Genomic DNA, 25,437 nt, shown 5'->3' with positions numbered 1-25,437 from the left:
CGCGGCGAATTGCAGGTGATCCCTCATGGAGCGAGCGTCCAGTGCGGCCGGTATGGCCGAAATGTCCAGGCCGCGCGGAGCGAATCTCCGGATGCTCGCCCTGGCCGGTGCGGTGGCGCTCGTCGTCGTGCTGCCGCTGGCCGCGGCGAGCGCCGGCCCCGCGGGCCCGGCGGGCCGGGAGCGGACGGGGCCGGGCAAGGTCCCGGCGGACCGCGCCCGGGGCGGTGCCCTGCGGGACGGCGCGTCCGCCGCGGCGTCCGACCCCCGGCCCGCCGGCCGGGCCCTCCCGCTGCCGGGCGCGCAGGACGCCAACATCGCCCAGTGCGGGCCCGAACTCTCCTCCCCCGCAGGCCTGGAGGCCCAGACCTGCGTCCTGGAGCAGAGCCACGAGACGTGGGGGCGCACGTACTACCGGAACGCCACGGGCGGCCCGCTCTCGGGCGTGCTGACCCTCATGGCGCCCGACGGCAGCACGGTCCAGGCGCCGTGCGACATGCCCGCCTCCGACGACCCGGGCGCGTGTGAGACGCCACATGCGGCGTCCGTGCGCGGACATGGCTCGTATGCAGCGGTCGCGGAGATCGCCTCGGCCAAGGGGAACCTGTTGCTCCGGTCCGGCAGCAACTCTCCTGCGGCGGAGGCAGACAGTCCGGATCTCCTTCCGTAGCCCGTCCGCCAGAGCGCTCCGGCCGGGCGCGGAGGCGCCGGGCCGGGGCAGGGGCGCACGGATGCCCGGGCCGAGGTGCTTCGGGAGCTGCGGGGGAAGGGCTGCGGCCTGCTGTGGGCCGGCTGTGGGAGCGCCGGGGGCGCGGAGGATGCCGCGCGCTCTCCGGATGCGTCCGGACATGGAAGCGCCCGGTCGCTGGCGACGGGGGATGCACCAGCGACCGGGCTCCTCAAACGGTAACAAGAGATCGGCGGTTCGCAAATTCGATCGCGGATTTCCGGACGCGGATTTCCGGGCCGACAGCGGGAGTTGTGACAGGAGTCACGCCCCCGGGCTCCCGGAAAGCCCCGGAACGGGGCCCTCCGCGCTCTCGCCCCCGCCGTCACCGGATCGGGGCCGGCCGATCCCCCGCACGGGTCAGTTCAGGGTGACCTGACGGCTGGTGAGGCCGCTGCGGGCCCGCCGCTCGTCGGCCGAGAGCGGCGCGGTGTCCGCCAGCGCCCCGGCGAGCCGCTCCGCGAACTCCTTGGCCGGCTTCTCCACGTCCTCCGCCCGCATCCCGCTCGGCAGGTCCCACACCGGCACGGTCAGCCCGTGCGCACGGAACGAACCGACCAGGCGGGTGCCCTCGCCGAGCGAGGTCGCGCCCGCGGCGTGCAGCCGGGCCAGGGCGTCCAGGAGCTGCTCCTCCGGGTGCGTCATCACCCAGCGCAGGTGGTTCTTCTCCGGGGTCTCGCACCAGTACGCGGCATCCGGGCCGGCGAGCCGGACGGTGGGGATCGCGGCGGCGTTGGCCCGCTCCAGGGAGGCGGCGACCTCGCCGGTGGCGTTCTCCGCGTTCTCGATCCAGAACTCGAAGCCGGTGTGCACCGCCGGCTCGAACGCGCCCTGCGGGTCCAGCAGATCCTGCAGCCGCGGCCCGTCGGCGGCGGCGCGGCCGGCGGCCACCGGCGTGCCGGGCTCGGCGGTCAGGGCGCGCCGCAGGGTGTCGGCGAGGTCGCGGCTGAGGTCGCCGGAGGCCGTGTCGTTCTGCAGGCCGAGCAGCACGGCGCCGTTGTCGCGGCGCAGCGCGGGCCAGGCCATCGGCAGCACGGTGGCGAGCGTCACCGAGGGGACGCCCTCGGGCAGGCCGTCCTTGAGGGTGAGTTCGACCGTGGCGGCGGGGACCAGCTCGCGCAGGGCGACCCAGTCGGCCTCGCCCGGCAGCCCCTCGAACGGGCGCTGCACCAGCTCGGCCACGGCGTGCGCGGCCTCGCGGCCGTGGCAGGCCTTGTACCGCCGGCCCGAACCGCAGGGGCAGGGCTCGCGGGCGCCCACCACGGGAATCGGGGCGTCGCTGCCCGCCCGGGGTGCGGCGGCCTTGGTCTGGGGGCGGCGCTTCTTGGCCATGGTGTGCGGGTCTCCCGATCGGTGCGGTGCGCCTGGCGGCGGGCCGGGCGGCGGACTGCCTTGACGGGCGCGAGCCTAAGCGCTCCGCCGGGAGTTCGTGTTGATCTGCGGGTGCGTTGTGGCTGATCGCGCAGTTCCTCGCGCCCCTTCGGGGCGTGCCACGCGCGTCGTCAGAGCAGTCCGTCGAGTTCCGGGAAGGCGAGTTCGGGGACGGGCTCAACGCGCGTAGCGAAACCGGCGCGCGCGGAGAGTGCGGCCCAGACCGTGACCTCGCCGGAGGCGTCGCGCACGCCCCAGTCCTGGGAGAGGGCACTGATGATGTTCAGCCCGCGGCCGCCGCGGGCGGTGACCGATGGAGTGGCCGGAACAGGCCGGGTGGGTCCGCCGCCGTCGGTGACCTCGACCGTGAGCCTGCCGCGCTCGTCCACCCGCCAGGCCGCGCGGATGCCGCCGCCGTCCTCCGGGCCGCTGCCGCCTGCCGCGCCGTTCTCCCGGGGCAGCGGGCGTCCGTGCCGGTACGCGTTGCTGAGCAGCTCCGAAAGGATCAGTACGGCGTCGTCGATGACCGGATCCGGTACCCCGCTGCTGCGCAGATCCTTGCGCATCCGGTGTCTTGCCTCTCCCACACCGGCAGGACCATGGGGTACGGCCATGATCGACGACGTGGGCACCTCCTGTGCCACCACCAACGCCACCCCCGAGACCTCCTTTGCCCCACGTCAGGGGATGAATGCCCCAATGGCCTGTACCGGAAACCGGCCATCGCGCACGGGCAGGGGCACTCGCGCGGGCCGACTGCGGAGCGAACGCGCCGGTGCACTCCTTGTAATGGCCGTGCGGTGGCATCGGGATGCGCCCCGGCGCCGTCGGACCGGGCTCCGCGTCTAGCGGCGGCCCAGCTGGGTAAGCACTGCCTTGGGCCGGTTGGTGATGACCGCGTCCACGCCGAGGCGGGCGCACAGCTCGACGTCCTCCGCCTCGTTCACGGTCCAGACGTGCACCTGGTTGCCGGCGCGCTGCAGCCGGGCCACGAACTCCGGGTGGTTGCGGACGATCCGGATGCTCGGCCCGGCGATGTGCACGCCCGCGGGCAGCCGCCCGTCGCGGTAGCGCGGGGAGATGAACTGCATGAGATAGACGGTCGGGATGGCGGGCGCGGCGGCCTGTACCCGCTGCAGGGAGCGGGCGGAGAAGCTCATCACGCGCACCCGCGGGCCCTTGCCGGCCGGCGGTGCGGCCAGGCCGAAGCGGTCGAGCAGGCCGAGCAGCCTCTCCTCCACCTGGCCGGCCCAGCGGGTCGGGTGCTTGGTCTCGATGGCCAGCTCGACCTGCCGCCCCGAGTCGGCGACGAGCTCGAGGAGGCGCTCCAGGGTGAGGACGGAGGTGCGCTCGTGATCGGGGGCGGCGGGGTCGATGTCCGGCGCCTCGGCATCGGCGGCCTTGCCCTTCCACGAGCCGAAGTCGAGCGCCGCGAGGTCGGCCAGCTCCAGGGCGGAGACGGCACCGCGGCCGTTGGACGTGCGGTTCACCCGGCGGTCGTGCACGCAGACCAGGTGCCCGTCGGCGGTCAGCCGGACGTCGCACTCCAGCCCGTCGGCGCCGTCCTCGAGCGCTTTGCGGTACGCGGCCAGCGTGTGTTCCGGGGCGTCCTCGGAGGCTCCCCGATGGGCTACGACGGCAAGCGGATGGCGCTCGGGACGGACGTTCCGGGCCGGGTGCGCATAGGTCACCGCGTTATGGTGCCACCGCCTGGCACAATCGCGCATGCGGGCCCTTTGTTCGGTAATCGCCCTGATCCGGGTGGCTTCGGCGGGGGCCGTGAGGCCGGTAAGGACACAGCCTCCGTTTACAGCGGTCTGACGTGCGATGGGAAAAGCTTGCCGCAGACATGTTGCGAGCGTGGCCTGGGTCGCGAAAAGGCCGATGTGTACCGAATTGCATCGGACTGCACTGCACCATGCACCTGATGAGGAGACAACTGTGAGCACCGAGAACGAGGGCGCCGCCGTTCCGTCCGCGGCCGGGCCGGGGGCGGGGTCTCCGACCCCGGATTCGGGTGCGGGCCCTGTTCCGCCGGTCCCGGCGGAGCCGCCTGCCGTCGGGGCGGCCGCCCCGACGGACGCCCCGCACCCGGCGGAGCCCCCCACGGCGCAGGCTTCCGGGGGTGCCCACGGTGACGGGGCGCAGGGTGCCGCGGTTGCCTACGACGCCGCGGCGCAGGCGCAGGCGCGACAGGCCGCTGCGGCCGACGCGCACGGCGGCACCGCGCAGATGCCCTCGATCCCCGCGGATGCAGCGGCAGTTGCCCCGGGTGCACCCGGTGTGCAGATGTCCAAGGCCGAAGCCCCCGGCGGCGCGCCGCAGGCGGATCCGTACGGTGCTCCCGCACCCGGTGCCCCCATGGGCGCCGCGCCGCACCAGTCCGCCACCGGCGCCTGGTACGGCGGGCCCGACGGGCCGCAGGGCCCGTACGGGGGTACGGATCCGTGGGGCGCGCCCGTGCCGCAGCGCAAGCGGGGCGGCGGGCTCGTGGCGGCGGTGCTGGCCGCGGCCCTGATCGCGGGCGGTGTCGGCGGCGGCGTCGGCTACTGGGCCGCGAACCGCACCGACAACGCCGGTTCGACGACGGTCTCCGCCGCGGGCGACCCCAAGGTGGAGAGCCGCTCGCCCGGTTCGGTCGCGGACATCGCGAGCAAGGCGCTGCCGAGCGTCGTCACCATCGAGGCGCAGAGCAACAACGGCGACGGCGGCACGGGCACCGGCTTCGTCTACGACAAGCAGGGCCACATCCTCACCAACAACCACGTGGTGGCCGCGGCCGCGGACGGCGGCAAGCTGCAGGCGACGTTCTCGGACGGCAAGAGCTACGACGCCGAGGTGGTCGGCCGGGCCCAGGGCTACGACGTCGCCGTCATCAAGCTGAAGAACCCTTCCGGCGCCAGGCTCAACCCGCTCCCGCTCGGCGACTCCGACAAGGCGGCGGTGGGCGACGCGACGGTCGCCATCGGCGCGCCCTTCGGACTGTCCGGCACGGTCACCACGGGCATCGTGAGCGCCAAGAAGCGCCCGGTCGCCTCCAGCGACGGCGGCGGCAGCGGCCAGGCCTCGTACATGAGCGCGCTGCAGACGGACGCGTCGATCAACCCGGGCAACTCCGGCGGCCCGCTGCTCAACGCCCAGGGCGCCGTCATCGGCATCAACTCCGCGATCCAGTCCGCGGGCAACGGCGGCGGATTCGGCGGCGGCCAGGGCCAGTCGGGCAGTATCGGCCTCGGCTTCGCGATCCCGATCAACCAGGCGAGGAACGTCGCCGAGCAGCTGATCAAGAACCATGTCCCGACCTACCCGGTCATCTCGGCCACGGTGAACATGAAGGACTCCGGCAACGGAGCCAAGATCGCCGCCAATGGTGCCAACGGCAGCCCGGCCGTCACCCCCGGCGGCCCGGCGGACAAGGCCGGCCTCAAGCCGGGCGACGTGATCACCAAGCTCGACGAGACGAAGATCGACAGCGGCCCGACCCTGATCAGCGAGATCTGGACGCACCAGCCCGGCGACAAGGTCACCGTGACCTACATCCGCGACGGCAAGCAGGCCACCACGGAGATCACGCTGGGCGAACGCAAGGGCGACAGCTGACCGTCCGCCTTCCGTCACCCGGTAGGCTGTCCCCGCGCTGCCGTGAGGCGGTGCGGGGAGGCTTGCCCGAGCGGCCGAAGGGAACGGTCTTGAAAACCGTCGTGGCAGCGATGTCACCGTGGGTTCAAATCCCACAGCCTCCGCAGAAGCCGGTGCAGTAGCCCGGTCGAAGAGGGCGCCTCTGTGTCAGGGGCGCCCTCTTGTCGTTCCGTTCGGCAATTCCCCGGTGCCGAACGGCCCTTGACCCGGCCCGGTGATCGTTTCACCCTGCACCCAACTCAAAGACTTGCTTTGAGCATCTCTCGGTCCTGACGGGGATTGACGAAATCCGGGCGCTGTTGGATCGTTCCGTTGCCACGCCGTACGACTGCCCGATCAACTGCGGTCGTCCACGGTGGGGGCGCATGTCGAGCGAGTCGGGGGGCGTCGTGAGTCTTGTCGTCGGCGGGGTCAGAGGCGCTGCAGCGCGCATGGTGAGGCAGTCGTAGCCGGGCCCGCCGCCCGCCCCGCCGTCACCACCTCTTCCGCATACCGGCACCACGCCGTTTCCGAGGCGCCGCTCTCCGCGGCGCCCCTCCGTTCTGCCTTTCACGAATCATCCGCGAGTCATCCGCGAACCATCCGGGGGAAGCATGCCTGTCCAGAACGCGCCCATCGCCTACGACTTCCACGGTGACCAGCCGTTCTCCGTCCCGTTCGCGGACATCAAGCCGGAGGACATCCACATCTATCTCGACCTCGACACCAAGGTCGGGAAGAACACCTGCGGCCAGAAGTGCACGCACTGCTGGTTCGTCAACTACGAGAAGGTGTACGACCGGTCGTTCGCGATGGAGGAAGGCCCGCTCATCAAGGCGGGCCTGGAGTCGCAGGGCTTCCACGTCTACCCGCGGTACGTCGACAGTTTCGCGTACGACGGCGAGTTCATGCGCATCTACGGGCCGGCCAACAACCGTGAGTTCCGGCAGGACGCGGATCACACGCCGACCGAGACCATGGCCAAGGGCGACGCCTGGACGAGCGGGCGGCCGCTGCTCGCCGACAACTGGATGGAGCTGCTCGACCTGGCCCGGGAGAGCGGCTACGGCACCATCTCGATCACCTACCACGGTGTGATCGACGAGAACCTCGCCGTCGTCGACGACGGCAGCTACCCCATCAAGGGTGTGTTCAGCGGTGCCCTCACCGAGGAAGTGCTGCGCCGCATCGGCAAGTACAACGAGCACTGGCGGGCCGTCTCGGGCGAGAGCGACGACGCCTTCCGTGTGAACATCGGCGTCACCGTCGGCCGGCACAACCACGGCCGTCAGTCGCTGGAGCGCTACGTCCACTACTTCAACAAGCTGGGCGTCGACACCGTCCGCTTCAACAACTACGCCGCGCACGGCGGCAAGCACGCCGAGCTCCAGCTGAGCCACGAGGAGATCGCGCAGGCCTACCGCGACCTCAAGGAGCTCCACGAGACCGTGGAGATGTCCTTCCAGCTCGGTGTCAGCGAGGACTTCGGCACCTTCGGCATCAAGGTCATGGGCTTCCCCGGCCACGTCGGCTGGTGCCGGGCCGGCCGTCAGCTGTTCGCCGCCATTCCGACGCCGGAGGAGACGCTCTCCGAGGCGGGCGGCGAGCGCCGCGAGAAGATCGGCGACATCGTCGGCTGCGTCAACACCTTCGAGCCGCACCTCGGGATCCTGGTCCGCACCACCGCCGAGGGCGAAGAGGCCGGATACCGGGTCGAGTTCGACCACGACGCGATCGAGGCCTTCACCGCCAAGCGGCTCTCCGGCCACTACAAGGACGGGTGCTTCGCCCGTGAACTGGCCGAGGAGCAGCAGCTGGTGTCCCGGGTGCCCGAGCGCCGCCGACTGCCGATCGTCGAGACCGCCAGCTGAGAAAGGGCCGCCCGTGCGCCGCATCCTGGTTTTTGCCAAGACCCCTTACCAGAAGACGCCGTACGACCGCTGGCTGGAGGGCACCGGCATCGAGCCGGTCGTGCTCACCACCGACGGGTACGCCGAGGAGTACCGCCGCCACCTGCGACACGTACACGCCTTCGCGGACTACGACACCAACCAGCTGGTCGAGAAGGCGGCGCTGCGGCTCGCCCGCGAATTCGGCGTGGAGGCCGTGTTCGCCCGGGCCGAGGCGGATGTGCTGCGGGCGGCCCGGCTCCGTGAGCTGCTCGGCCTGCCGGGCCAGTGGACGGCGAGTGCCCTCGCCTTCCGGGACAAGGTCGTGATGAAGGACCACCTGGCCGGCGGCCCGGTCGGGCTCCCGGAGTACCGGCAGGTCGAATCGGCCTACACCGTCCTGGAGTTCGTCGAGCAGCACGGCTACCCGGTGGTGGTCAAGCCCGTCTCCGAGTCGGGCTCGCTGGGTGCCGCTGTCATCCGTGACGAGACCGACCTGGACGCGTACCTGGCCGCCCCCTGGCCCGGCACCAGCATGGTCGAGAGCTTCGTCGAGGGGCAGATGTACCACATCGACGGCCTGGTGGCCGGCGGTGAAGTGGTCTTCGTCCAGCCCTTCCGGTACGTCAACGACTGCCTGTCGTTCCGCAGCAACGACTGGGTGGCCAGCCTCACGCTGGAGCCCGGCAACCCGGTGTACGACCGGCTGGTCGAGGCGACGCTGGCGGTGGTCGACCGGCTGCCGACGCCGGAGAACACCGCGTTCCACTGCGAGTTGTGGATCACCCCGGACGACCGGCTGGTGTTCTGCGAGATCGCCAGCCGCACCGGCGGCGGCATGATCGCCACCACGCTGAACCACGCCCGGGGCATCGACATCGACCGCGAGTGGCTGTACGCCGAGTGCGGCCTGGCCGTGACGCCCGCGGCCGCCGGGCTGCGGCCCTTCGCCGGCATGTGCATCCCGCCGCTCAACGGCGTGCTGGAGTACCTGCCGGAGGACGGCGAACCGGACTGCGTCCACGAGCGGGTGCTCCACGGGGCCAGTGGCCAGACCTTCCACGGCGGCGTCAAGTCCGGTTTGTTCCTGGCCGGTTACGCGGTAGCCGGGAGCTCGGAGGAGGATGTCGTGACCAACATGGCACGCGTCCACACCTGGTTCGCCGAGACGGCCAAGTGGCGGCCGCTCGGAAGCGAGGAAGGCGCGCGATGAGTTCCCCGACCCCGACCCCTGTCCCTCCCCTGTCCCTGCCCGGTCCGCTGGTCACCGTCGAGTGGCTGGCGGAGCACCTGGGCCACCCCGACCTGGTGGTGCTCGACGCGAGCGTCGGCGCCGCCCGGGGCGCCGGGACCGCGATCGCCGGCGCCCGGGTGTTCGACATCGACGGGGCGATGTCCGACCACGACGACCCGCGCCCGCACACCATGCCCGGCATCGAGCAGTTCGTCCGCGGGATACGGGCCCTCGGCGTCAACGACCGCTCCACCGTGGTGGTGTACGACGCGGCCGGCATCTACTCCAGTGCCCGGGCCTGGTGGATGCTGCGCGCGATGGGCTTCGACCGGGCCGCCGTCCTCGACGGCGGACTGCCCGCCTGGACGGCCGCCGGGCACCCGTGCGGCCCGTTCGGCCAGGAGCCGCCCGCCGAGGGCGACTTCATCGCGCGGCCCCGCACCGGGCTGCTCGTCGGCATCGACACCGTGCGGGAGGCCCTCGCCGACGAGGGTTCGGCCGTCCTCGACGCCCGCTCCCGCGGCCGCTACGCCGGCACCGAGGCCGAGCCCCGGCCCGGCCTGCGCGGCGGCCACATGCCCGGCGCCGTGAACCTGCCGTTCACCGAACTGCAGGACGGCGGCCGGATGCTGCCCGCCGACGATCTCCGCTCCGCCTTCGCCGCGGCGGCGGGCGGCCGCGAGCGGCTGGTGTTCAGCTGCGGCTCCGGCGTCACCGCCTGCGTGCTCGCCCTCGGCGCCGAACTGGCCGGCTACCGCGATCTCACGGTGTACGACGGCTCGTGGAGCGAGTGGGGCCTGCCCTCCGGACCGCCGGTCGTGACGGGCGCCGAGCCGGGGAAGGAGTAGCCCCGGTGACGGGCTCCGCAGCCGCCCGGTGGCGGACGTACGCCGGGCTGCCGGCCGGGCTCAAGGCCCTGGTCGTCCTCTCCACCGTGGTCGGCCTCGGCAGCTACATGATCACCCCGTTCATCGGGGTGCTCCTGGTCAAGGGCGTCGGCCTGGACACCGGTACGGCCGGTCTGCTGGTCGCGGTCGCCACGTTCGTCCAGTTCGGCGGCAGCATCGTCGGTGGCCCGGTCGCCGACCGGCTGGGCCTCAGGCCGACGATGATCGTCGCCCTGCTGCTGCGGACGCTCGGCCTCGTCCTGCTCGCGCTCGCGGTCCGGGTGCACTTCCTCGTCCTGCCCGCGGTCGTCCTGGTGGCGGCCGGGCCTGCGCTGTACCTGCCGGCCAACAAGGCGTACATCGTGCGTTCGGTGTCCGATGAACTGCGGCCGCTCTTCCTGGCGATCAGCGCTGCCGCCCTCAACGTCGGCATGGGCCTCGGCCCGTTCCTCGCGGTGCTGCTGATCGGGCGGGACCCGGTCGTGCTGCTGCTCGTGCTGGCCGGGTTCTTCGCCCTGATCACCGTCGCCCATCAGGTCGCCATGCAGCCGGTCGCCGCACGGCCCGAGGCGCCGGGCGGCGGGACGGAGGCCGGTGGGACGGAGGCCGGTGGGGGCAGCACGTTGCGCGGTGCCCTGAGCGACGCGCTGCGGCCCGTGCTCTTCAACGTGGCCGCCTTCTACCTCTACTTCTCCTTCCAGAGCTTCATCGGCCTGTACGCGGCCGCCGAGTCGCACCTCGGCCTGGTCGGCTGGGTGATGCTGCTCAACTGCGCCATGATGGCCGTCCTCCAGCCCCTGCTGGCCGGGCGGATCGCCCGGGCCGGCTACCGGATGCTGCTCGCCGGGTCGTTCCTGCTGATGGCGGCCGGCACGGCGGTGATGTGTCTCGGCGGCACCTTCGCCCTGCTGCTCGGCACCGCGGTGTTCACGGTCGGCGAGGCGTTCGTCTTCCTCCGCGGCGACCTGGAGGTGGTCGGCCGGATCCCCGACCGGCCCGCCTTCGCCTTCGGCGTCCAGCGGCTCACGACGGGCGTCGGAGGACTGTTCGCCGGTGCGGCCGGCGGCTTCCTGTTCGGTCACTTCCAGCACGACGGTCACCCCGGCCGCTACTGGCTGGCCGTCGCCGCCCAGTGCGCGGTCGTCGCCGTCCTCGGCCTCGTCCTCGGCGGCTCCTCCGCCGGCCGCACGGAGCGGGCCGGCACCGAGGACACCGCCGGCCGCGAGAAGGAGCCTGCGGCATGACCCTGCGCGACACCGGCAGCGAGGCGAGGACCGACGCCGGCAGCGACATCAGCAGCGGCACGCGCCACGACATCAGCAACGACGCCGGCAGCGGCACGCGCCGCGACATCAGCAGCGGTACCCACCGCGACACCCGCTACGTCCAAGCCGGTTCGGAGCCGCACGTCCAGGCCGGTTCCGAGCCGCGCCGCCGCCACGGCTACGTCAACCCGCCCGTCCACCGCGTCTCCACCGTCCTCTACCGGGACACCGCCGAGATGGCGGCCTCGCAGGCCGACCCGCTCAAGCGGACGCCGCCGGTGTACGGGCGCTTCGGCACCCCGACCGGCCGGGCCTTCGAGAGCGCCCTGGCCGAACTGGAAGGCGGGCACGCCGCCGTGGCCACCTGTTCCGGGCTGGCCGCGGCCACCACCGCCGTCCTCTCCTTCGTCCGCGCCGGCGACCACCTGCTCGTCAGCGACTCGGTCTACATGCCGACGCGGCGGTTCTGCGACTCGCTCACCGCCTTCGGCGTCCGCGTCGAGTACTACGACCCCGTCATCGGCGCCGGCATCGAGGAACTGCTCCGCCCGGAGACCCGGTTGGTGTACCTGGAGTCCCCCGGCTCCACCACGTTCGAGGTCCAGGACGTCCCGGCGATCACCGCCGCCTGCCGGCCGCGCGGGATCACCACCGTCATCGACAACACCTGGGCCACTCCGGCCTTCCTGCGCCCCCTCGAACTCGGCGCCGATGTCGTCGTCCACTCCGCCACCAAGTACCTGACCGGGCACGCGGACAGCATCCTGGGTGCCGTCGTCTGCTCCGAGGAGACCTTCCCGGCCGTGCGCGGGGCCGCCATGCGGCTCGGCCAGTGCGCCGGTGCCGACGATCTCTACCTGGGGCTGCGCGGCCTGCGCACCCTCGGCGTACGGCTCCGGCAGCACCAGCAGCAGGCGCTGGACCTCGCCCACTGGCTCCGGGAGCGCGACGAGGTCGCCGAGGTGATCCACCCCGCCCTGCCCGAGCACCCGGGACACCGGGTCTGGCAGCGCGATTTCGACGGTGCGTCGGGCCTGTTCGGCCTCGTCCTCCGGCCCGACTTCGGCAGGACGGCCGTCGACGCGATGATCGACAGCCTGCGGCTGTTCGGGCTGGGCCACAGCTGGGGCGGGTACGAGAGCCTGCTCGTCCCCGCCGACCCGCTCACGCACCGGCTGCCCGGCACGTGGCGGGACCGCGGGCCTCTCCTGCGCGTTCATGCAGGCTTCGAGGATCTGGACGACCTCGAGGCCGACTTGGCGGCGGGGTTTGCCGTACTGAGGGGATGACCGCTGGAGCGATGAGGGCGCCCCGGTTGGGGGGCGCCCTCATGAACCCGGCTCAGGTCACGTCAACCCGACTCAGGTCACTTCCAGTTGACGCCCTTGCCCAGGGTGAACGGGTCCCCCCAGTACTCGGCCGACGCGACCTTCACCGAGGCCGACGGCGCGAGCGCCACCGCGCAGCCCTGGGTGGTCTTGCCCGCGGTGAAGCCGCTCGGCAGGTCGCCGCCCTTGCACTTGTCGAAGTCGCCGATGACCATGAGGTCCTGGGCCTCGGTGCCGTCCTGGAGGTGGCCCTTCATGTGGTTCACGGCGGCGAAGGACAGGTCCGTGGTGCCGTCGTTGGTGACCGAGTAGCGGATGTAGTAGGGGACCTTGCCCTTGACCTGGTCGCCGAGGTTCAGCGAGGAGAGGTCGTTCGGGTCGCCCTGCTCGATCGCCGTGACGGTCAGCGCGATCTTGCCGCTCGTGTGGCCGTAGGAGAAGGGGATGTGAGCCGCTTCGCCGACCTTGAAGGTCTGGCCGGGCTTCACCTCTCCCGTGCTCCCGCCGCCGGTTGCCGCACTCGGGGTGGCGGCGGGCGCGGCCGAGGAAGAAGAGGACGCAGGGGCCGAGGAGGCCGAAGAGGGCTGCGAGGACGACTGGGCCGGCTTGTCCTCGGGACCGCAGCCGGTCAGGGCGAGCGCCCCGAGTGCCACGAGACCGCTCAGTTTTCGGACAGACTTGATGTCGATACCGTTCACCGTGTGATTCCCCCGTTGCTTGTGGATGGTGAAGTGCGAGGGGGGACGGTACGGCAGTTGACGCCGGAACGGATGGCGCAAAAACGACCTCTTAGCGGTCTTCGGCTGTCGTGTGGCGGAGATCACCAACTGCCGGGCGGGCGGCCGTACATCGGCTTCCGGCAGCTCCTCCGTCCCGGGGAGGCGTTCCAGGGGAACGGTGTTTCCCCAGGTCGGAGTGCATGCGACCGTCCCAGCGTCCCGAACGCGCCGAGGGCCGTTGCGGCCGGGGCGGCGGGCGGCGGAGGCTTCCCGTGCTCCTGCTCATGCCTTCGGGGGGAATGTCCATGCCCAGCACCGCCCGGTTCGCCGCTTCCGCTGCACTCGCCGTGACCGCCGCTCTCGCCACGACCGCCTGCCAGGGGCAGGGGAGCGGGGCGAGGCTCGGTCCCGCGCCGGCCACCGAGGCCCAGGCGGCCCGCATGCAGGGGGTGCCGGTCTGCTCGGCGGCCGCCGGGAGGTTGACGGTCGGTGCGGTCCGCCGCACCGCGCACCACTTGCTCCTCACCTTCACCAACACCGGCTCCGCCCGCTGCGCCGTGCACGGCCGTCCTCGCCTGCGCTTCGACGAGGGCGAGCCGGTCAACCGGGACCTGCCCGGCAGCCGGCCGCGGGCCGAAGTCGCCCTGGCCCCCGGGCAGTCCGCCTATGCCGCCGTCCGTGCGGCGGCGGGCGCCCGTCCCGCCCACTTCCTGACGGTGTCGGTGCAGTGGGCGAACGCGGCCCCGTCCCGGCTCGCCCTGCCCGAGGGCACCTCCGTCGACGGCTCGGCGGCCGTCTCCTCCTGGCAGGCGACCCCCGGCGACGCCCTCATGTCGTGACCGGCGGGGAGGGGCGGGCGACCTCGATGGGGTGGTGCCGCCCGAGGACGTACGCGTTGCCGTCCTCGAACTCGACGCGTTTACGGGCCGGCTGGACGCCCCGCACGTCCCGGACGACGTGCGGGATGCCGCCGACGGTGATGACGTCCCCTACGCGCACGCCGTCCCCGGTCACGGTGACGGTGCTGATCCTGGCGGTGCTGCCGGTCCTGCCGGTCCTGCGGCGGTCGGGCATCGGTGAACTCCTTGTACGACGACAGAGGGTGATGTCTCCGTGGCGCTGCGGTGACGGTACTGCTGTTCACGAAAGGCGGCAAGGTCAGGGGTGAGCTCTGGTCGCACTGGGCCAACCTGCCTACTGTGTAAGCCGATGAGGCCCGTAGCGGAGGATCGGACGGCTGTGCCCAAGGCGGAGGACAACGCGTGCGACAGGCGCTCGCTCCACGAGCGCATCGCGGCGGACCTGCGGGACGAGATCATGTCCGGCGACATCCCGCCGGGCGAGAGCGTGCCGTCGACCCAGCAGCTCAAGACCCGCTTCGTGGCCTCCAACGCGACCGTGCAGAAGGCGCTCCAGGTCCTGAAGGCCGAAGGCCTCGTCGTGGGACGCCCCGGCGCGTCCGTCACCGTCCGCCCGCACCGGCAGCGCACCCTGCGCCCCGCCTGGCGCCCGCGCCGCGACCGGAGCCGGCTGCTGGACGTCGCCGAGGTCCGCCCGCCCGCGGACGTCGCCGCGGCGATGAACCTGATGAAGAACGGGACGGCCCTGCTGCGCTCCCGGATCGTGCTGTTCGACGACGAGCCCGTCGAACTGGTCAAGTCCTACTACCCGCTCGACATCGCGCGGGGCACCCCCATGATGGAACACCGCGCCATAGGAGAAGGCGCCCCCGCCCTCCTGGCGGAACTGGGCCACCCGCCGCGCCGCTGCGTGGACCGGGTCTCCGCACGCGTGCCCACCCAGGAGCAGTACCGGGCCCTGGAGATGCCGGGTGACCTGCCGGTGCTGCGGACGTTCCGCGTGCTGTACGACGAAGGGGACCGGCCGATCGAGGTCAGCGTCATGGCCAAGGCGGGGCATCTTCAGGAGCTGGAGTACGGGTTCCGTTCGTGAGGGTCCGGCCCCCGCGCCTCTTGCGGGGCGCGGGGGCCCGCCGTCACGACGCCAGCGTCAAATGCGTTCCCGGCCGCCAGTGTTCGCCCCGGCGCTTGGCCGCGTACATCGCCTCGTCCGCGCCCCGCAGCAGGTCCGGCAGGCCCGCGCCGGGGCGGAACGCCTTGCGGCAGATGCCGATCGAGGCGTGGGGGGTCAGGGTGGTGCGGCCCGTGTCGAGGGGGGCCGACAGACGGGCCGAGAGGCCGTGGGTGAGTTCGGTGTCCAGGTCCGCTTCGGGGGCGAGGCGGACGAGGGCGGCGAACTCGTCGCCGCCCAGGCGGGCGGCGAAGCCGGCGTGTTCCGTGCACCAGGTGTCGAGGCGTTGGCCCACGGCGGCGATGACCTGGTCGCCCACGGCGTGGCCGTGGGTGTCGTTGATCTGCTTGAAGCCGTTGAGGTCGAGCAGCAGGACGGCCGCGTGCGGGTGCCGGAGGGCGCGCAGGGCGCGGGCGGTGAATTCGGCGCGGCTCATCAGGCCCGTCAGCGGATCCCGGCGCGCGGAACGGAGCCTGCGGGCCAGGAAACAGGCGTGGGTGACCCAGCCGATGGTCGGAGCGGCTACGGGCAGGGCCTGGAGTATGAGGTTCATCGGGCACCTTCCGGTTCCTCGGACGACGGGTGTGCGGCGGGGACCGCGGTCCGGGGTTCCTGCAGGTGAACGTGCCTGATCACGGCGGTACTTGGGGTGTGCTCACCGGGGCCGCGGACCGGGCCGTCATGCCGCACATCCCCCGTTTCGGGCGGTGGGAGCACGCGGGGCCACGCCGGGTGGCCCGGAACATCCGAAATGCGGTCGGTGGCGGCCGATATGCGGTCCCGGGCGGTGCCGGGCATCGGATGATCCGGATATCGCGGCGTCGGCCGCGGGGGCGGGGAGTGGACACCGCGGCATGCGCCCTTCCGCGGTCCGAGGCTCGGCCGTCCGGGGTCTTTCGAAGCACGCGCGGGGGCCCTGCCGAAACGATTTCTTCCGTGGGACGTACGGATTCCGGGGGCATCCGGTGGGGCCCGGCGCAGGCCGTGCGGCGGTGGTGGAGGTTTATCCGCAGCCGGTCATGCTTGCGAGGGAATGGGGAGCGGAGGTGGGTTCGGTGGAGATTCGGTGGGCAATTCTGGATTCGCGACGTCGAAACAGCGCCGGGGCGGTCGGCCAACCACCTGGCAACGACCGGTAGTTCGTAGTTCCGTACTGGAGGAATGAGATGGCAAGCACCCGCACTGCCGCCCGCGTTCTCGCCGCTGTCGCGGCCCTGCCCATGGCTGTCCTGCTCTTCTCCGGAATGGCCCAGGCCGACGACGGCGGTCAGCTGGCCAACCGGGGATCGAACGCTGCCGCGGCCGGCCTCGTCGGGAGCGGCGTGGGCCACAACAACCACGGCAACTCGGACACCACGCAACAGCAGTCCACCGGCACAGGGGCCAGTAACCAGGCCAATACGGCCAGCGTCAACAGGTCCGGCCATACGGCGATCCGCCAGGACAATGTCACCGTCCGCTTCACCAACCTCTGGTGAGCCCGGAGTGACCCCCGCCCGGGAGTCATGCACCGGGTGATGTGGTGAGAGTGGACAGGGTCTGTACGAACCGCGCGGCGGCACTCCGGTGCCGCCGCCGCGGCGTTGGTGCGCGGGCCTTGACAGTTCCCGGAGATCTGACGGACAGTCAGAAACCGTGAGCGACCTCCACCAGCTCCTCAAGCTGTACGAAGGGCGCCCCGCCGCCGTCGCGGGCCGCGGGCCCGACCCCGTCAACCGCCCCATGATCAGGCACTGGTGCGAGGCGCTGGGCGACACCGGCCCCGCCTATCGCGGCGCGGACGCCGTTGCCCCGGCCACCATGCTCCAGGTCTGGACCATGCCGGGGCTCGGCGGCCCTGCCGCCCGATCCGTCGCCCTCGCCGAGGTGTTCGCCCTCCTCGACGGCGCGGGCTTCACCGCCGTCGTCGCCACCGACTGCGAACAGGAGTACCTGCGGCCCCTGCGCCCCGGCGACGAGATCACGTTCGACTCCGTGATCGAGTCGGTCTCGCCGCGCAAGACGACCCGGCTCGGCAGCGGCCACTTCCTCACCCGGCGCACCGAGATCCGCGCCAACGGCGAACTCGCGGGCATCCAGCGCTTCCGCATCCTCAAGTACGCGCCTGCGCCGCCCGCTTCGCGCCCCGCCGAACGCCCGCAGCCCGTCGTCAACCGCGACAACGCCGGGTTCTGGGAGGGCGTCGCCGCCCACCGCCTGCTGATCCAGCAGTGCGACGACTGCGCGGAACGCCGCTTCCCCTGGCTGCCCGGCTGCGGGGCCTGCGGTTCGCCCCGCTGGACGGCCGTGGACGCCTCCGGAGCCGGCACGGTGCACGCGTACGTCGTCGTGCACCACCCGCCCGCCCCGGGATTCGACGCGCCCTACGCCGTCGTGCTGGTCGAACTCGCCGAAGGAGTACGGATGATCAGCAACCTCACCGGGGTCGGACCGGGCGCGGTGCGCATCGGCATGCCGGTCGAGCTGGAGTTCCAGCGGGTGGGCGAGGGCAGGGAGTTACCGGTGTTCCGGCCCCGGGGGGCGGACGCATGACGCCGAAGGAGCCGAAGAAGGGAGACACGCTCCCCCCGCTCACCATCCCCGTCACCCGCACCCTCGTCATCGCGGGCGCCCTCGCCTCCCGCGACTACCAGGACGTGCACCACGACCCCGAGGCCGCCCGGGCCAAGGGCGCCCCCGACATCTTCATGAACATCCTCACCACCAACGGCCTCGTGGGCCGCTACCTCACCGACCACTTCGGCCCGGACGCCGTCCTGCGCAAGGTCGCCATCCGGCTCGGCGTGCCCAGCCACCCGGGCGACGAGCTCGTCCTGAACGGCACGGTCGGCTCCGTCGACGGGGAGACCGTCGTCGTCGACGTCGTCGGCACCAACCGCCTCGGCCGCCACGTCACCGGCACCGTGACCCTGGATCTGCCCGGCGGGGGTGCCTGATGGGCGCGTTCGGTGGCAGAGCCGCCATCGCCGGCATCGGCGCCACCGAGTTCTCCAAGAACTCCGGCCGCAGCGAACTCGCCCTGGCCGCCGAGGCGGTACGGGCCGCGCTGGACGACGCCGGGCTCGCACCCGGCGACGTCGACGGCATGGTCACCTTCACCATGGACACCAGCCCCGAGATCGGCGTGGCCCGGGCCGCCGGCATCGGGGAGCTGTCCTTCTTCTCCCGCGTCCACTACGGCGGCGGCGCCGCCTGTGCCACCGTCCTGCAGGCCGCCCTCGCCGTCGCGGCCGGCGTGGCCCGGGCCGTCGTCTGCTACCGCGCCTTCAACGAACGTTCCGGCCGCCGCTTCGGCGCGGGCGTACGGCACCGGGAACCCTCCGCCGAGGGGGTGGCCCTCGGCTGGTCGCTGCCGTTCGGGCTGCTCACCCCGGCCTCCTGGGTGGCCGTGCAGGCGAGCCGCTATCTCCATCTCCACGGCCTGGAACCGGAGGTCTTCGGCCACGTCGCCGTCACCGCCCGCCGGTACGCCGCCACCAACCCGGCCGCGTACTTCCACGGCCGTCCCGTCACCCTCGCCGAACACGCCGCCTCCCGCTGGATCGCCGAGCCGCTGCGGCTGCTCGACTGCTGCCAGGAGACCGACGGCGGGCAGGCCTTCGTCGTCACGAGCACCGAACGGGCCCGTACGCTCCGGCATCCGCCCGCGGTGATCACCGCGGCGGCCCAGGGCGCCGCCGCGGGCCAGGAGCAGATGACGAGCTTCTACCGGGGCGAGCCCGGCCGCCTCCCCGAGGCCGGCGTCGTCGCGCGCAGGCTGTGGCGCGACAGCGGGCTGCGGCCCTCCGACATCGACGTCGGTATCCTCTACGACCACTTCACCCCGCATGTCCTCATGCAGTTGGAGGAGTTCGGCTTCTGCGCACCGGGCGGCGCAGGCGAGTTCGTCGCCGCGGACCGGCTGCCGCTCAACACCCACGGAGGCCAACTGGGCGAGGCGTACCTGCACGGCATGAACGGCATCGCCGAAGCCGTGCGGCAGTTGCGGGGCAGTGCGGCCAACCAAGTTGCGGACGTCGCGCATGTGCTCGTCACCGCCGGGACGGGAGTTCCCACGTCCGGGCTGCTTCTCGGCGCAGACGGATGAACCGAGGGCGTGTCACGCCGGGACGGCCCCGTCCGGCCCCCTTGACTCGCCCTTATGGACCGACGAAGGAAGATCATCGGATACATCGTCGCCCTGTTGGCGGCGCTGGCCCAGGTGGTCACCCAGGCAGCAGCGCCCGTCACCGCCGCCCCGGCACTCCTGGGCCTGGGCGGCAGTGCCTCGATTTTCCGGGGGCAGGCGTTCGACACCTGCCAGGCCCCGCCGCTGACCACCCTCAGCGCATGGGCCGCGTCCGAGTACCGCGCCGTGGGCGTCTACTACAGCGGCCGCGCCCGGGCCTGCCCGCGCCAGACCTATCTCAGCGCCCGCTGGCTCTCCGGAGCCCGTGACCTCGGCTGGAAGGTCCTGCCGATCTTCGTCGGCTCGCAGTCGCCCTGCGTCCGTGCCGCCAGCAAGAAGGGCTACCCCATCGGGGACGACCCCTACGACCAGGGCTGGGACGAGGGCATGGACGCCGTCCACGACGCGAGCGCGCTCGGCATCCTGCAGCACAGCGCGCTCTACCTCGACATGGAGGCGTACAACGACAAGAACGACGACTGCGCCGACACCACCCTCACCTTCATCCGCTCCTGGAGCGCCGCCGTCAGGGACAAGGGCTACCTGCCCGGCTTCTACAGCAGCGCCGAGTCGGGCGTCCGCCACCTGGAGCGCGCCCGCCGGGCCGGGATGGACGACCTTCCCGAGGCCGTCTGGTTCGCCCGCTGGAAGACCTCGCCGAACACGGCCAAGGAGCCGTCGCTGTCCTCCACGGCCTGGGCGCCGCACCGCCGGATCCACCAGTACGCGGGCAATGTGACCGAGACCTACGGCGGCCGCAAGCTGACCATCGACCGCAACCTCGTCGACGCGCCGGTCGCCGTGATCGACTGACCGGGCCCCGCCGGGCTCCCCCTCCAGGAGGTGTGGCCACGGTGTTTCGTACGACCTGAGGGGGAGCGCGCTTCGGCACCTCCGGCCGATCCGCCGGGGTCGGGTGCGCTCCTAGCGTTGAAGCATGACAGTGACCTCGACGTCCGTGTGTGCCGGCGCCTCCACCGCGGCCGCCGTGTACCCGTCGTTCTCCTCGTACGTACGGGCACGCGGTCCGGTGCTGCAGCGGACCGCCCGTTCGCTGACCTCGAACCCCTGCGATGCCGAGGATCTGCTGCAGACGGCCCTCACCAAGACGTATCTGGCGTGGGACCGCATCGAGGACCACCGGGCGCTGGACGGCTATGTGCGCCGGGCGCTGGTCAACACGCGCACGTCGCAGTGGCGCAAGCGCAGGGTCGACGAGTTCCCCTGCGAGGAGCTGCCGGAGGCGCCGCAGGGTACCGGCGATCACGCAGAGCCGGTGGCTCTGCGTGATGCGATGTGGCGGGCCGTGCACCGGTTGCCGGACCGGCAGCGGGCGATGGTCGTCCTCAGGTATTACGAGGATCTGACCGAGGTGCAGACGGCGGAGCTGATGGGGGTTTCCGTGGGCACGGTGAAGAGTGCGGTTTCGCGTGCGCTCGGGAAGTTGCGGGAGGATCCTGAGCTTGCGTGTGCGGCTTGAGGCCGGACCTGGTTGCTCGCGCAGTTCCCCGCGCCCCCGACGGGGGCGCAGCTCACGTCAGTCCACGACCGTGACCTTCAGTTCCCCCTCCGCGTACTGCCTGCGGAGGACCTTCTTGTCGAACTTGCCCACCGACGTCTTCGGCACGGCCGGGACCGGTGCCCAGCGTTCCGGGAGCTGCCAGCGGGCCACCCGCTCGCCGAGGAAGCTGCGCAGCTCCGGCCAGCCGGCCGTCGCGCCGTCGCGCAGGACCACCGTGGCCAGCGGGCGCTCGCCCCACTTCTCGTCCGGGACGGCGATGACGGCCGCCTCCGTGACGTCCGGGTGGGCCATCAGGTGGTTCTCCAGCTCGCACGAGGAGATCCACTCGCCGCCGGACTTGATGACGTCCTTCGCCCGGTCGGTGAGGGTCAGGTAGCCGTCGGGGGACATCGTGCCGATGTCGCCCGTGCGCAGCCAGCCGTCCTCGCTGAACTTGTCCGCGGGGCGGAAGGGCTCGCCGTCCTTGCCGCCGTAGTACGCGCCCGCGATCCACGGTCCGCGCACCTCCAGCTCACCGGCCGACGTGCCGTCCCACGGCAGGAACCGTCCGTCCGGCCCGGCCAGCCGGAACTCGACCGAGGCGGGCAGCAGGCCCTGGGTGATCCGGTAGGGCCAGGCCTCCTCCGGGCTCAGGCCGGGCGGCGGGTAGGCCACCGAGCCCAGCGGGGATGTCTCGGTCATGCCCCAGGCCTGGACGATGCGCAGCCCGTGCCGCTCCTCGAAGTCCTTCATCAGCGAGGGCGGGCAGGCCGAGCCGCCGCTGACGACCGTGTGCAGCGAGGAGACGTCGCGCGGGCGGGCGTCCAGCTCGGCCAGCAGGCCCTGCCAGATGGTCGGCACACCGGCGGTGACGGTCGGCCGCTCGGCCTCGATCATGTCCGCGAGCGGCGCGGGCTGCAGGAATCGGTCCGGCATCAGCAGCGCGGCGCCCGCCATGAAGGCCGCGTGCGGCAGGCCCCAGGCGTTGACGTGGAACATCGGCACGACCGGCAGACAGATCTGCGCCGGGGTCAGCCCGAAGGAGGCCGCGGCGTTGACCTCCATCGCGTGCAGGTACACCGAACGGTGGCTGTAGGCCACGCCCTTGGGCTCGCCGGTGGTGCCGGAGGTGTAGCAGAGGGCGGCGGCCTGGCGCTCGTCGAGCTCGGGCCAGGGGTAGGGGTCCGCGGGCTGTGCCGCGAGCAGCTCCTCGTAGTCGTGCACCTGCGGGCGCACGTCCGCCAGCGCGGACCGGTCGCCCGGGCCGGAGACGATCACGTGCTCCACGTCGTCCAGGTGCGGCAGGAGCGGCGCGAGGAGCGGCAGCAGCGAGCCGTTGACGACCACGACGCGGTCGCCCGCGTGCCGCATGATCCAGGCGAGCTGCTCGGGAGGCAGCCGCAGGTTGAGGGTGTGCAGGACCGCGCCCATGGAGGGGACGGCCAGGTACGCCTCCAGGTGCTCGGCGTTGTTCCACATCAGGGTCGCCACGGGCTCCCCCTCGCGGACGCCGAGCCCGTGCAGGGCATGGGCGAGCCGCGCGGACCGCACCCCGACGTCCTCGAAGCTCCGGCGGTGCGGCTCGCCGGTGCCGGTCCAGGTGGTGACCTGCGTCCGGCCGTGCACTCTGGAGCCGTGGGCCAGGATGCGTGCGACGGTCAGCGGTACATCCTGCATCGTGCTCAGCACCGGAGCCTCCCCTTTGCCCTTGTCTGCGTGTCTGCGTGACTGCGTCAGGGGCGATTCTGATGCCGTATCCGGCGGTAAGTCACTAGTTCCGGACCGACCCCTTCCCCCGGCCTCCGAGCCAGCCCACGACGACGGACGCGACCGCGATCGCACACACCCCGTTCCAGCCCCACGCGGAGAAGGCCGGGCCCGCCAGGGCCGAGGCGCTCGCGCCGCCGATGAAGGCCGACACCACGTACGCGGTGTTCGCCGTCGACGGCATCGGCGTGGCGCCCAACGCCCGCGTCTGGTTGGCCACTTGGCCCGCCATCAGACCGGCGTGGATCAGCACCGCCGCCGCGCACAGGGCCCAGATCCGGTGCCCGCCCAGCCAGAACAGCGGGAGGGAGAGCGCCGCCAGCACATAGGCGGCCGTCACCACCCGGCGCGGGCCGAAGCGGTCGATCAGCGTGCCGGAGACGGGGGCGACGGCGGTCGAGGTCAGGCCGAACAGGCCGAAGAGGCCCGCCGTGCCCGTCGAGAAGTGGAACGGCTGCGGTGCCGTCAGCAGCAGCGACAGCGTCGTCCACAGGGAGCTCCACGCGCCGAACAGGCCGGCCTGGCGCAGGCACGCCGCCCGGAGGTCGGCCGAGGAGCGCAGCAGGCGGGGGAGGCCGGCGATGTTCTTCAGCGGGTTGGACGCGCGCCGCGGGCGCGTCTCGCGGGGCAGCATCAGCGCCGTCAGCAGGCCGACGGTCACCGTGAGCGCCGCGGCGCCGAAGAACACCGGGCGCCAGCCGAAGGCCTGGCCGGCCAGGCCGCCGAGCACCCGGGCCGCGACGATGCCGGTGAACAGGCCCGCCACCACGGCCGCCACGTGCAGACCGCGCCGGTCCGCGGGCGCGCGCTCGGCCACGAGCGGGACGAGCAGCTGCGGGACGACCGTGCCGGCGCAGGCCACCAGCACCGCGGCCGCCAGCGCGGGCAGGCCCGGCGCGAGCCCGGCGGCGACGAGGGCCGCGCCCGCGAGGCCGGACAGCGCGGCGACGAGGCGGCGGCGGTCGGCCGTGTCCCCGAGCGGGGCGAAGGCCAGCAGGCCGATGGCGTAGCCGAGTTGGGCGACGGAGGCGATCCAGCCGGCGGAGGAGGGCGAGGCGCCGAAGCTGCGGGCGATGAGCCCGAGGAGCGGGGCGGCCAGGTAGATGTTGGCGGCGGTGACGGCGGTGCACAGCGCGATGACGGCGAGCAGGAGGGCGGGCCGCGGGCCCTTTGCGATGTCGGCGGTTATGTGCGTTGCGGGTGCTGTGGGTCTCGTGGTGACGGTCATGAGTGGCGGAGGCTCCCCCGGGGTGCTTGCAACCAACTGGTTGGTTGTGAATCTCGCAGAGCCGTCCGCGCGCTGTCAACCGAATAGTTGGTTACGCTGTGTGCCATGGGAGCAACCAGGGACCCCGAGGCGACCAAGGCCCGTATCTTCGCCGCGGCCAGCGACGAATTCGCCGCGCACGGCATCGCCGGGGCGCGCGTGGACCGGATCGCGCGCGAGGCCAAGGCCAACAAGCAGCTGATCTACGCCTATTTCGGCAACAAGGCCGAGCTCTTCTCCCAGGTCCTGGAGAAGCGGCTGATGGAACTCGCCGTCGCCATCCCTGTCGACGCGGAGGACCCCGACGGCTGGATCGACCGCCTCGTGGACTACCACGCCGCCCATCCCGACCTGATCCGGCTCGTCTTCTGGGAGGGCCTGGAGTACGGCTCCGGCGGCATCCCGCACGAGCAGGAGCGCAAGGACCACTACGCGCGCAAGATCGCGGCCTTCACGGAGGCCCAGGAGAAGGGCGTCATCAGCGATGCCATTCCGGCGCAGGACCTGCTGTTCATGATGATCGCGCTGGCCTCGTGGTCCACGGTGCAGCCGCAGATGCGGCGGATCGTCGTCGGGGACACGGACGAGGACCAGGACCGGCTGAGGGCGTCCCTGCGGGCGGCCGCGCGCCGGCTCACCCGGGCCTGAACGCCGGTCCCGCCGACGCTAGTTGGTGCCGATCTTCGCCAGCAGGTCCACGATGCGGCCCTGCACCTCGGCGCTCGTCGAGCGTTCCGCCAGGAACAGCACCGTCTCGCCCGATGCCAGGCGCGGCAGTTGCGAGGGGTCCATGTCCGCGGACGTGTAGACGACGAGCGGCGTGCGGTGCAACTGGCCGTTGCCGCGCAGCCAGTCGACGATGCCGGCCCGGCGGCGGCGCACCTGCATCAGGTCCATCACCACCAGGTTCGGGTGCGTCTGCTGCGCGAGCTGCACGGCCTCGGCGTCCGTCGCCGCGCACACCACGTGCATGCCGCGGCGTTCCAGGGTGGCCCGGAGCGCGTTGGCGACGGGCTCCTGCTCCTCGATCAGCAGCACCCGCGGCGGGTGCATCTCGCTGTCGCGCGGGGCCAGCGCCTTGAGCAGGACGGCCGGGTCGGCGCCGTACGCCGCCTCCCGCGTGGCCTGCCCGAGGCCGGCCGTCACCAGCACCGGGACCTCGGCCACGACCGCCGCCTCGCGCAGCGACTGCAGCGCGGTGCGGGTGATCGGGCCGGTCAGCGGGTCGATGAACAGCGCCGCCGGGTACGCCGCCTTCTGGGCGTCGACCTCCTCGCGCGAGTGCACGAGCACCGGGCGGTAGCCGCGCTCGGTCAGCGCGGACTCCGTGGACGCGTCCGGGGCCGGCCAGACCAGCAGCCGCCGCGGGTTGTCCAGCGGCTCCGGGGGCAGCTCGTCGTCCATCGGCGGCCGCACCTGCTCGACCTCGACGGCGCCGTTGGGCCCGTCCAGCGGCTCGGGGCCCTCGGAACCCTCGTCCGGGGCGCCGACCGTGAACGCGCGGCCCTCCGGGCGGGCTTCGGGGGCGCCGAGCGGGTGCGGGCGGGCGGGTGCGGCTTGCGCCGGGGCGGCCGGCGCCTTGGCCTCGCGGGGGGTGTCGGCGGGGTTCGCGAGCTTGCGGCGCCGCCCCGAACCGACGGCGGTCCCGCCGGGCGGGGTGTCCCCGGC

23 protein-coding genes, 1 tRNA gene and 2 pseudogenes are annotated in these 25,437 nt (G+C 72.5%); 17 read left to right on the top strand and 9 right to left on the bottom strand.

Annotated features, from left to right (window positions below; genetic code table 11):
• The first annotated feature begins 25 nt into the window (after nucleotides 1-25).
• Complete coding sequence (locus HG542_RS03350; protein ID WP_229922655.1) at nucleotides 26-667, top strand: hypothetical protein; 642 nt, start codon at nucleotides 26-28, stop codon at nucleotides 665-667.
• 417 nt (nucleotides 668-1,084) lie between these two features.
• Here the strand turns inward: HG542_RS03350 and HG542_RS03345 are convergent, their stop codons facing one another.
• From HG542_RS03345 to HG542_RS03335, 3 genes and pseudogenes are all read right to left on the bottom strand, one after another.
• A complete protein-coding gene (locus HG542_RS03345) occupies nucleotides 1,085-2,056 on the bottom strand; it encodes a DUF5926 family protein (protein ID WP_171078491.1) in 972 nt (323 codons plus the stop codon).
• A 170-nt stretch (nucleotides 2,057-2,226) separates the two neighbouring features.
• Nucleotides 2,227-2,838 (bottom strand): annotated as a pseudogene (locus tag HG542_RS03340) (ATP-binding protein).
• 102 nt (nucleotides 2,839-2,940) lie between these two features.
• On the bottom strand, nucleotides 2,941-3,786 hold the full coding sequence (locus HG542_RS03335) for a glycerophosphodiester phosphodiesterase (RefSeq protein ID WP_227723349.1): 846 nt from the start codon (nucleotides 3,784-3,786) through the stop codon (nucleotides 2,941-2,943).
• A 250-nt stretch (nucleotides 3,787-4,036) separates the two neighbouring features.
• Here HG542_RS03335 and HG542_RS03330 point away from each other — a divergent pair, with 250 nt between their 5' ends.
• The 7 genes from HG542_RS03330 to metC all read left to right on the top strand — a co-directional run bounded on the left by HG542_RS03330 (nucleotide 4,037) and on the right by metC (nucleotide 12,277).
• Complete coding sequence (locus HG542_RS03330) at nucleotides 4,037-5,695, top strand: trypsin-like peptidase domain-containing protein (protein ID WP_229922656.1); 1,659 nt, start codon at nucleotides 4,037-4,039, stop codon at nucleotides 5,693-5,695.
• Between the two features lie 56 nt (nucleotides 5,696-5,751).
• Nucleotides 5,752-5,838, top strand: a tRNA-Ser gene (locus HG542_RS03325).
• 489 nt (nucleotides 5,839-6,327) lie between these two features.
• Complete coding sequence (locus HG542_RS03320) at nucleotides 6,328-7,584, top strand: radical SAM protein (RefSeq protein ID WP_171078488.1); 1,257 nt, start codon at nucleotides 6,328-6,330, stop codon at nucleotides 7,582-7,584.
• A gap of 13 nt (nucleotides 7,585-7,597) precedes the next feature.
• Nucleotides 7,598-8,815: an ATP-grasp domain-containing protein gene (locus HG542_RS03315; protein WP_171078487.1), complete on the top strand. Its 1,218-nt coding sequence runs from the start codon at nucleotides 7,598-7,600 to the stop codon at nucleotides 8,813-8,815.
• A complete protein-coding gene (locus HG542_RS03310) occupies nucleotides 8,812-9,684 on the top strand; it encodes a sulfurtransferase (RefSeq protein WP_171078486.1) in 873 nt (290 codons plus the stop codon). The genes HG542_RS03315 and HG542_RS03310 overlap by 4 nt, the downstream gene beginning before the upstream one ends.
• Nucleotides 9,685-9,689: 5 nt before the next feature.
• The gene (locus HG542_RS03305; protein WP_171078485.1) at nucleotides 9,690-10,967 is read left to right on the top strand and encodes an MFS transporter; all 1,278 of its coding nucleotides are present in this window, start codon (nucleotides 9,690-9,692) and stop codon (nucleotides 10,965-10,967) included.
• Nucleotides 10,964-12,277 (top strand): cystathionine beta-lyase, encoded by a 1,314-nt coding sequence (gene metC, locus HG542_RS03300; RefSeq protein ID WP_171078484.1) that lies wholly within the window; start codon nucleotides 10,964-10,966, stop codon nucleotides 12,275-12,277. Before HG542_RS03305 ends, metC begins: the two co-directional genes overlap by 4 nt.
• Before the next feature lie 77 nt (nucleotides 12,278-12,354).
• On the opposite strand, the gene HG542_RS03295 is transcribed toward metC, so the two are convergent.
• Nucleotides 12,355-13,014, bottom strand: a complete 660-nt coding sequence (locus HG542_RS03295; protein ID WP_171078483.1) for a hypothetical protein — start codon at nucleotides 13,012-13,014, stop codon at nucleotides 12,355-12,357.
• Nucleotides 13,015-13,340: 326 nt separating this feature from the next.
• Between HG542_RS03295 and HG542_RS03290 the strand changes: the two genes are divergently transcribed.
• On the top strand, nucleotides 13,341-13,874 hold the full coding sequence (locus HG542_RS03290; protein ID WP_171078482.1) for a DUF4232 domain-containing protein: 534 nt from the start codon (nucleotides 13,341-13,343) through the stop codon (nucleotides 13,872-13,874).
• Here the strand turns inward: HG542_RS03290 and HG542_RS03285 are convergent.
• Nucleotides 13,864-14,109, bottom strand: a complete 246-nt coding sequence (locus HG542_RS03285; RefSeq protein WP_171078481.1) for a hypothetical protein — start codon at nucleotides 14,107-14,109, stop codon at nucleotides 13,864-13,866. The genes HG542_RS03290 and HG542_RS03285 overlap by 11 nt on opposite strands.
• A gap of 165 nt (nucleotides 14,110-14,274) precedes the next feature.
• Here HG542_RS03285 and HG542_RS03280 point away from each other — a divergent pair, with 165 nt between their 5' ends.
• Entirely contained in the window at nucleotides 14,275-14,988 is a 714-nt protein-coding gene (locus HG542_RS03280) for a GntR family transcriptional regulator (protein WP_227723320.1), read from the top strand.
• Nucleotides 14,989-15,031: 43 nt separating this feature from the next.
• Here HG542_RS03280 and HG542_RS03275 read toward each other — a convergent pair whose 3' ends face one another.
• On the bottom strand, nucleotides 15,032-15,619 hold the full coding sequence (locus tag HG542_RS03275; RefSeq protein ID WP_171078479.1) for a GGDEF domain-containing protein: 588 nt from the start codon (nucleotides 15,617-15,619) through the stop codon (nucleotides 15,032-15,034).
• 613 nt (nucleotides 15,620-16,232) lie between these two features.
• Here HG542_RS03275 and HG542_RS03270 point away from each other — a divergent pair.
• From HG542_RS03270 to HG542_RS03245, 6 genes are all read left to right on the top strand, one after another.
• The gene (locus HG542_RS03270; RefSeq protein ID WP_171078478.1) at nucleotides 16,233-16,544 is read left to right on the top strand and encodes a hypothetical protein; all 312 of its coding nucleotides are present in this window, start codon (nucleotides 16,233-16,235) and stop codon (nucleotides 16,542-16,544) included.
• Nucleotides 16,545-16,701: 157 nt separating this feature from the next.
• Entirely contained in the window at nucleotides 16,702-17,598 is an 897-nt protein-coding gene (locus tag HG542_RS03265) for a bifunctional MaoC family dehydratase N-terminal/OB-fold nucleic acid binding domain-containing protein (RefSeq protein WP_171078477.1), read from the top strand.
• Entirely contained in the window at nucleotides 17,595-18,002 is a 408-nt protein-coding gene (locus tag HG542_RS03260) for a MaoC family dehydratase (protein WP_171078476.1), read from the top strand. The genes HG542_RS03265 and HG542_RS03260 overlap by 4 nt, the downstream gene beginning before the upstream one ends.
• A complete protein-coding gene (locus tag HG542_RS03255; RefSeq protein ID WP_171078475.1) occupies nucleotides 18,002-19,153 on the top strand; it encodes a lipid-transfer protein in 1,152 nt (383 codons plus the stop codon). The genes HG542_RS03260 and HG542_RS03255 overlap by 1 nt, the downstream gene beginning before the upstream one ends.
• A gap of 54 nt (nucleotides 19,154-19,207) precedes the next feature.
• Nucleotides 19,208-20,047: a DUF1906 domain-containing protein gene (locus HG542_RS03250; protein WP_171078474.1), complete on the top strand. Its 840-nt coding sequence runs from the start codon at nucleotides 19,208-19,210 to the stop codon at nucleotides 20,045-20,047.
• A 124-nt stretch (nucleotides 20,048-20,171) separates the two neighbouring features.
• Nucleotides 20,172-20,714, top strand: a complete 543-nt coding sequence (locus HG542_RS03245) for a SigE family RNA polymerase sigma factor (RefSeq protein ID WP_171078473.1) — start codon at nucleotides 20,172-20,174, stop codon at nucleotides 20,712-20,714.
• Nucleotides 20,715-20,771: 57 nt separating this feature from the next.
• On the opposite strand, the gene HG542_RS03240 is transcribed toward HG542_RS03245, so the two are convergent.
• Both HG542_RS03240 and HG542_RS03235 read right to left on the bottom strand, forming a co-directional pair.
• Entirely contained in the window at nucleotides 20,772-22,424 is a 1,653-nt protein-coding gene (locus HG542_RS03240) for a long-chain fatty acid--CoA ligase (RefSeq protein ID WP_171078472.1), read from the bottom strand.
• Between the two features lie 82 nt (nucleotides 22,425-22,506).
• Complete coding sequence (locus HG542_RS03235; protein ID WP_171078471.1) at nucleotides 22,507-23,730, bottom strand: MFS transporter; 1,224 nt, start codon at nucleotides 23,728-23,730, stop codon at nucleotides 22,507-22,509.
• 105 nt (nucleotides 23,731-23,835) lie between these two features.
• Between HG542_RS03235 and HG542_RS03230 the strand changes: the two genes are divergently transcribed.
• Complete coding sequence (locus tag HG542_RS03230; RefSeq protein WP_171078470.1) at nucleotides 23,836-24,417, top strand: TetR/AcrR family transcriptional regulator; 582 nt, start codon at nucleotides 23,836-23,838, stop codon at nucleotides 24,415-24,417.
• Nucleotides 24,418-24,435: 18 nt separating this feature from the next.
• On the opposite strand, the pseudogene HG542_RS03225 reads toward HG542_RS03230, so the two are convergent.
• Nucleotides 24,436-25,437: pseudogene (locus tag HG542_RS03225) on the bottom strand (response regulator); the annotation flags it as partial.

The sequence above is a fragment of the Streptomyces morookaense genome (assembly GCF_013030945.1).
GTDB lineage: Bacteria > Actinomycetota > Actinomycetes > Streptomycetales > Streptomycetaceae > Streptomyces > Streptomyces morookaensis.
The sequence above is the reverse complement of the archived record's forward strand: the minus strand, read 5'-3'. Positions and strand labels throughout refer to the sequence as shown.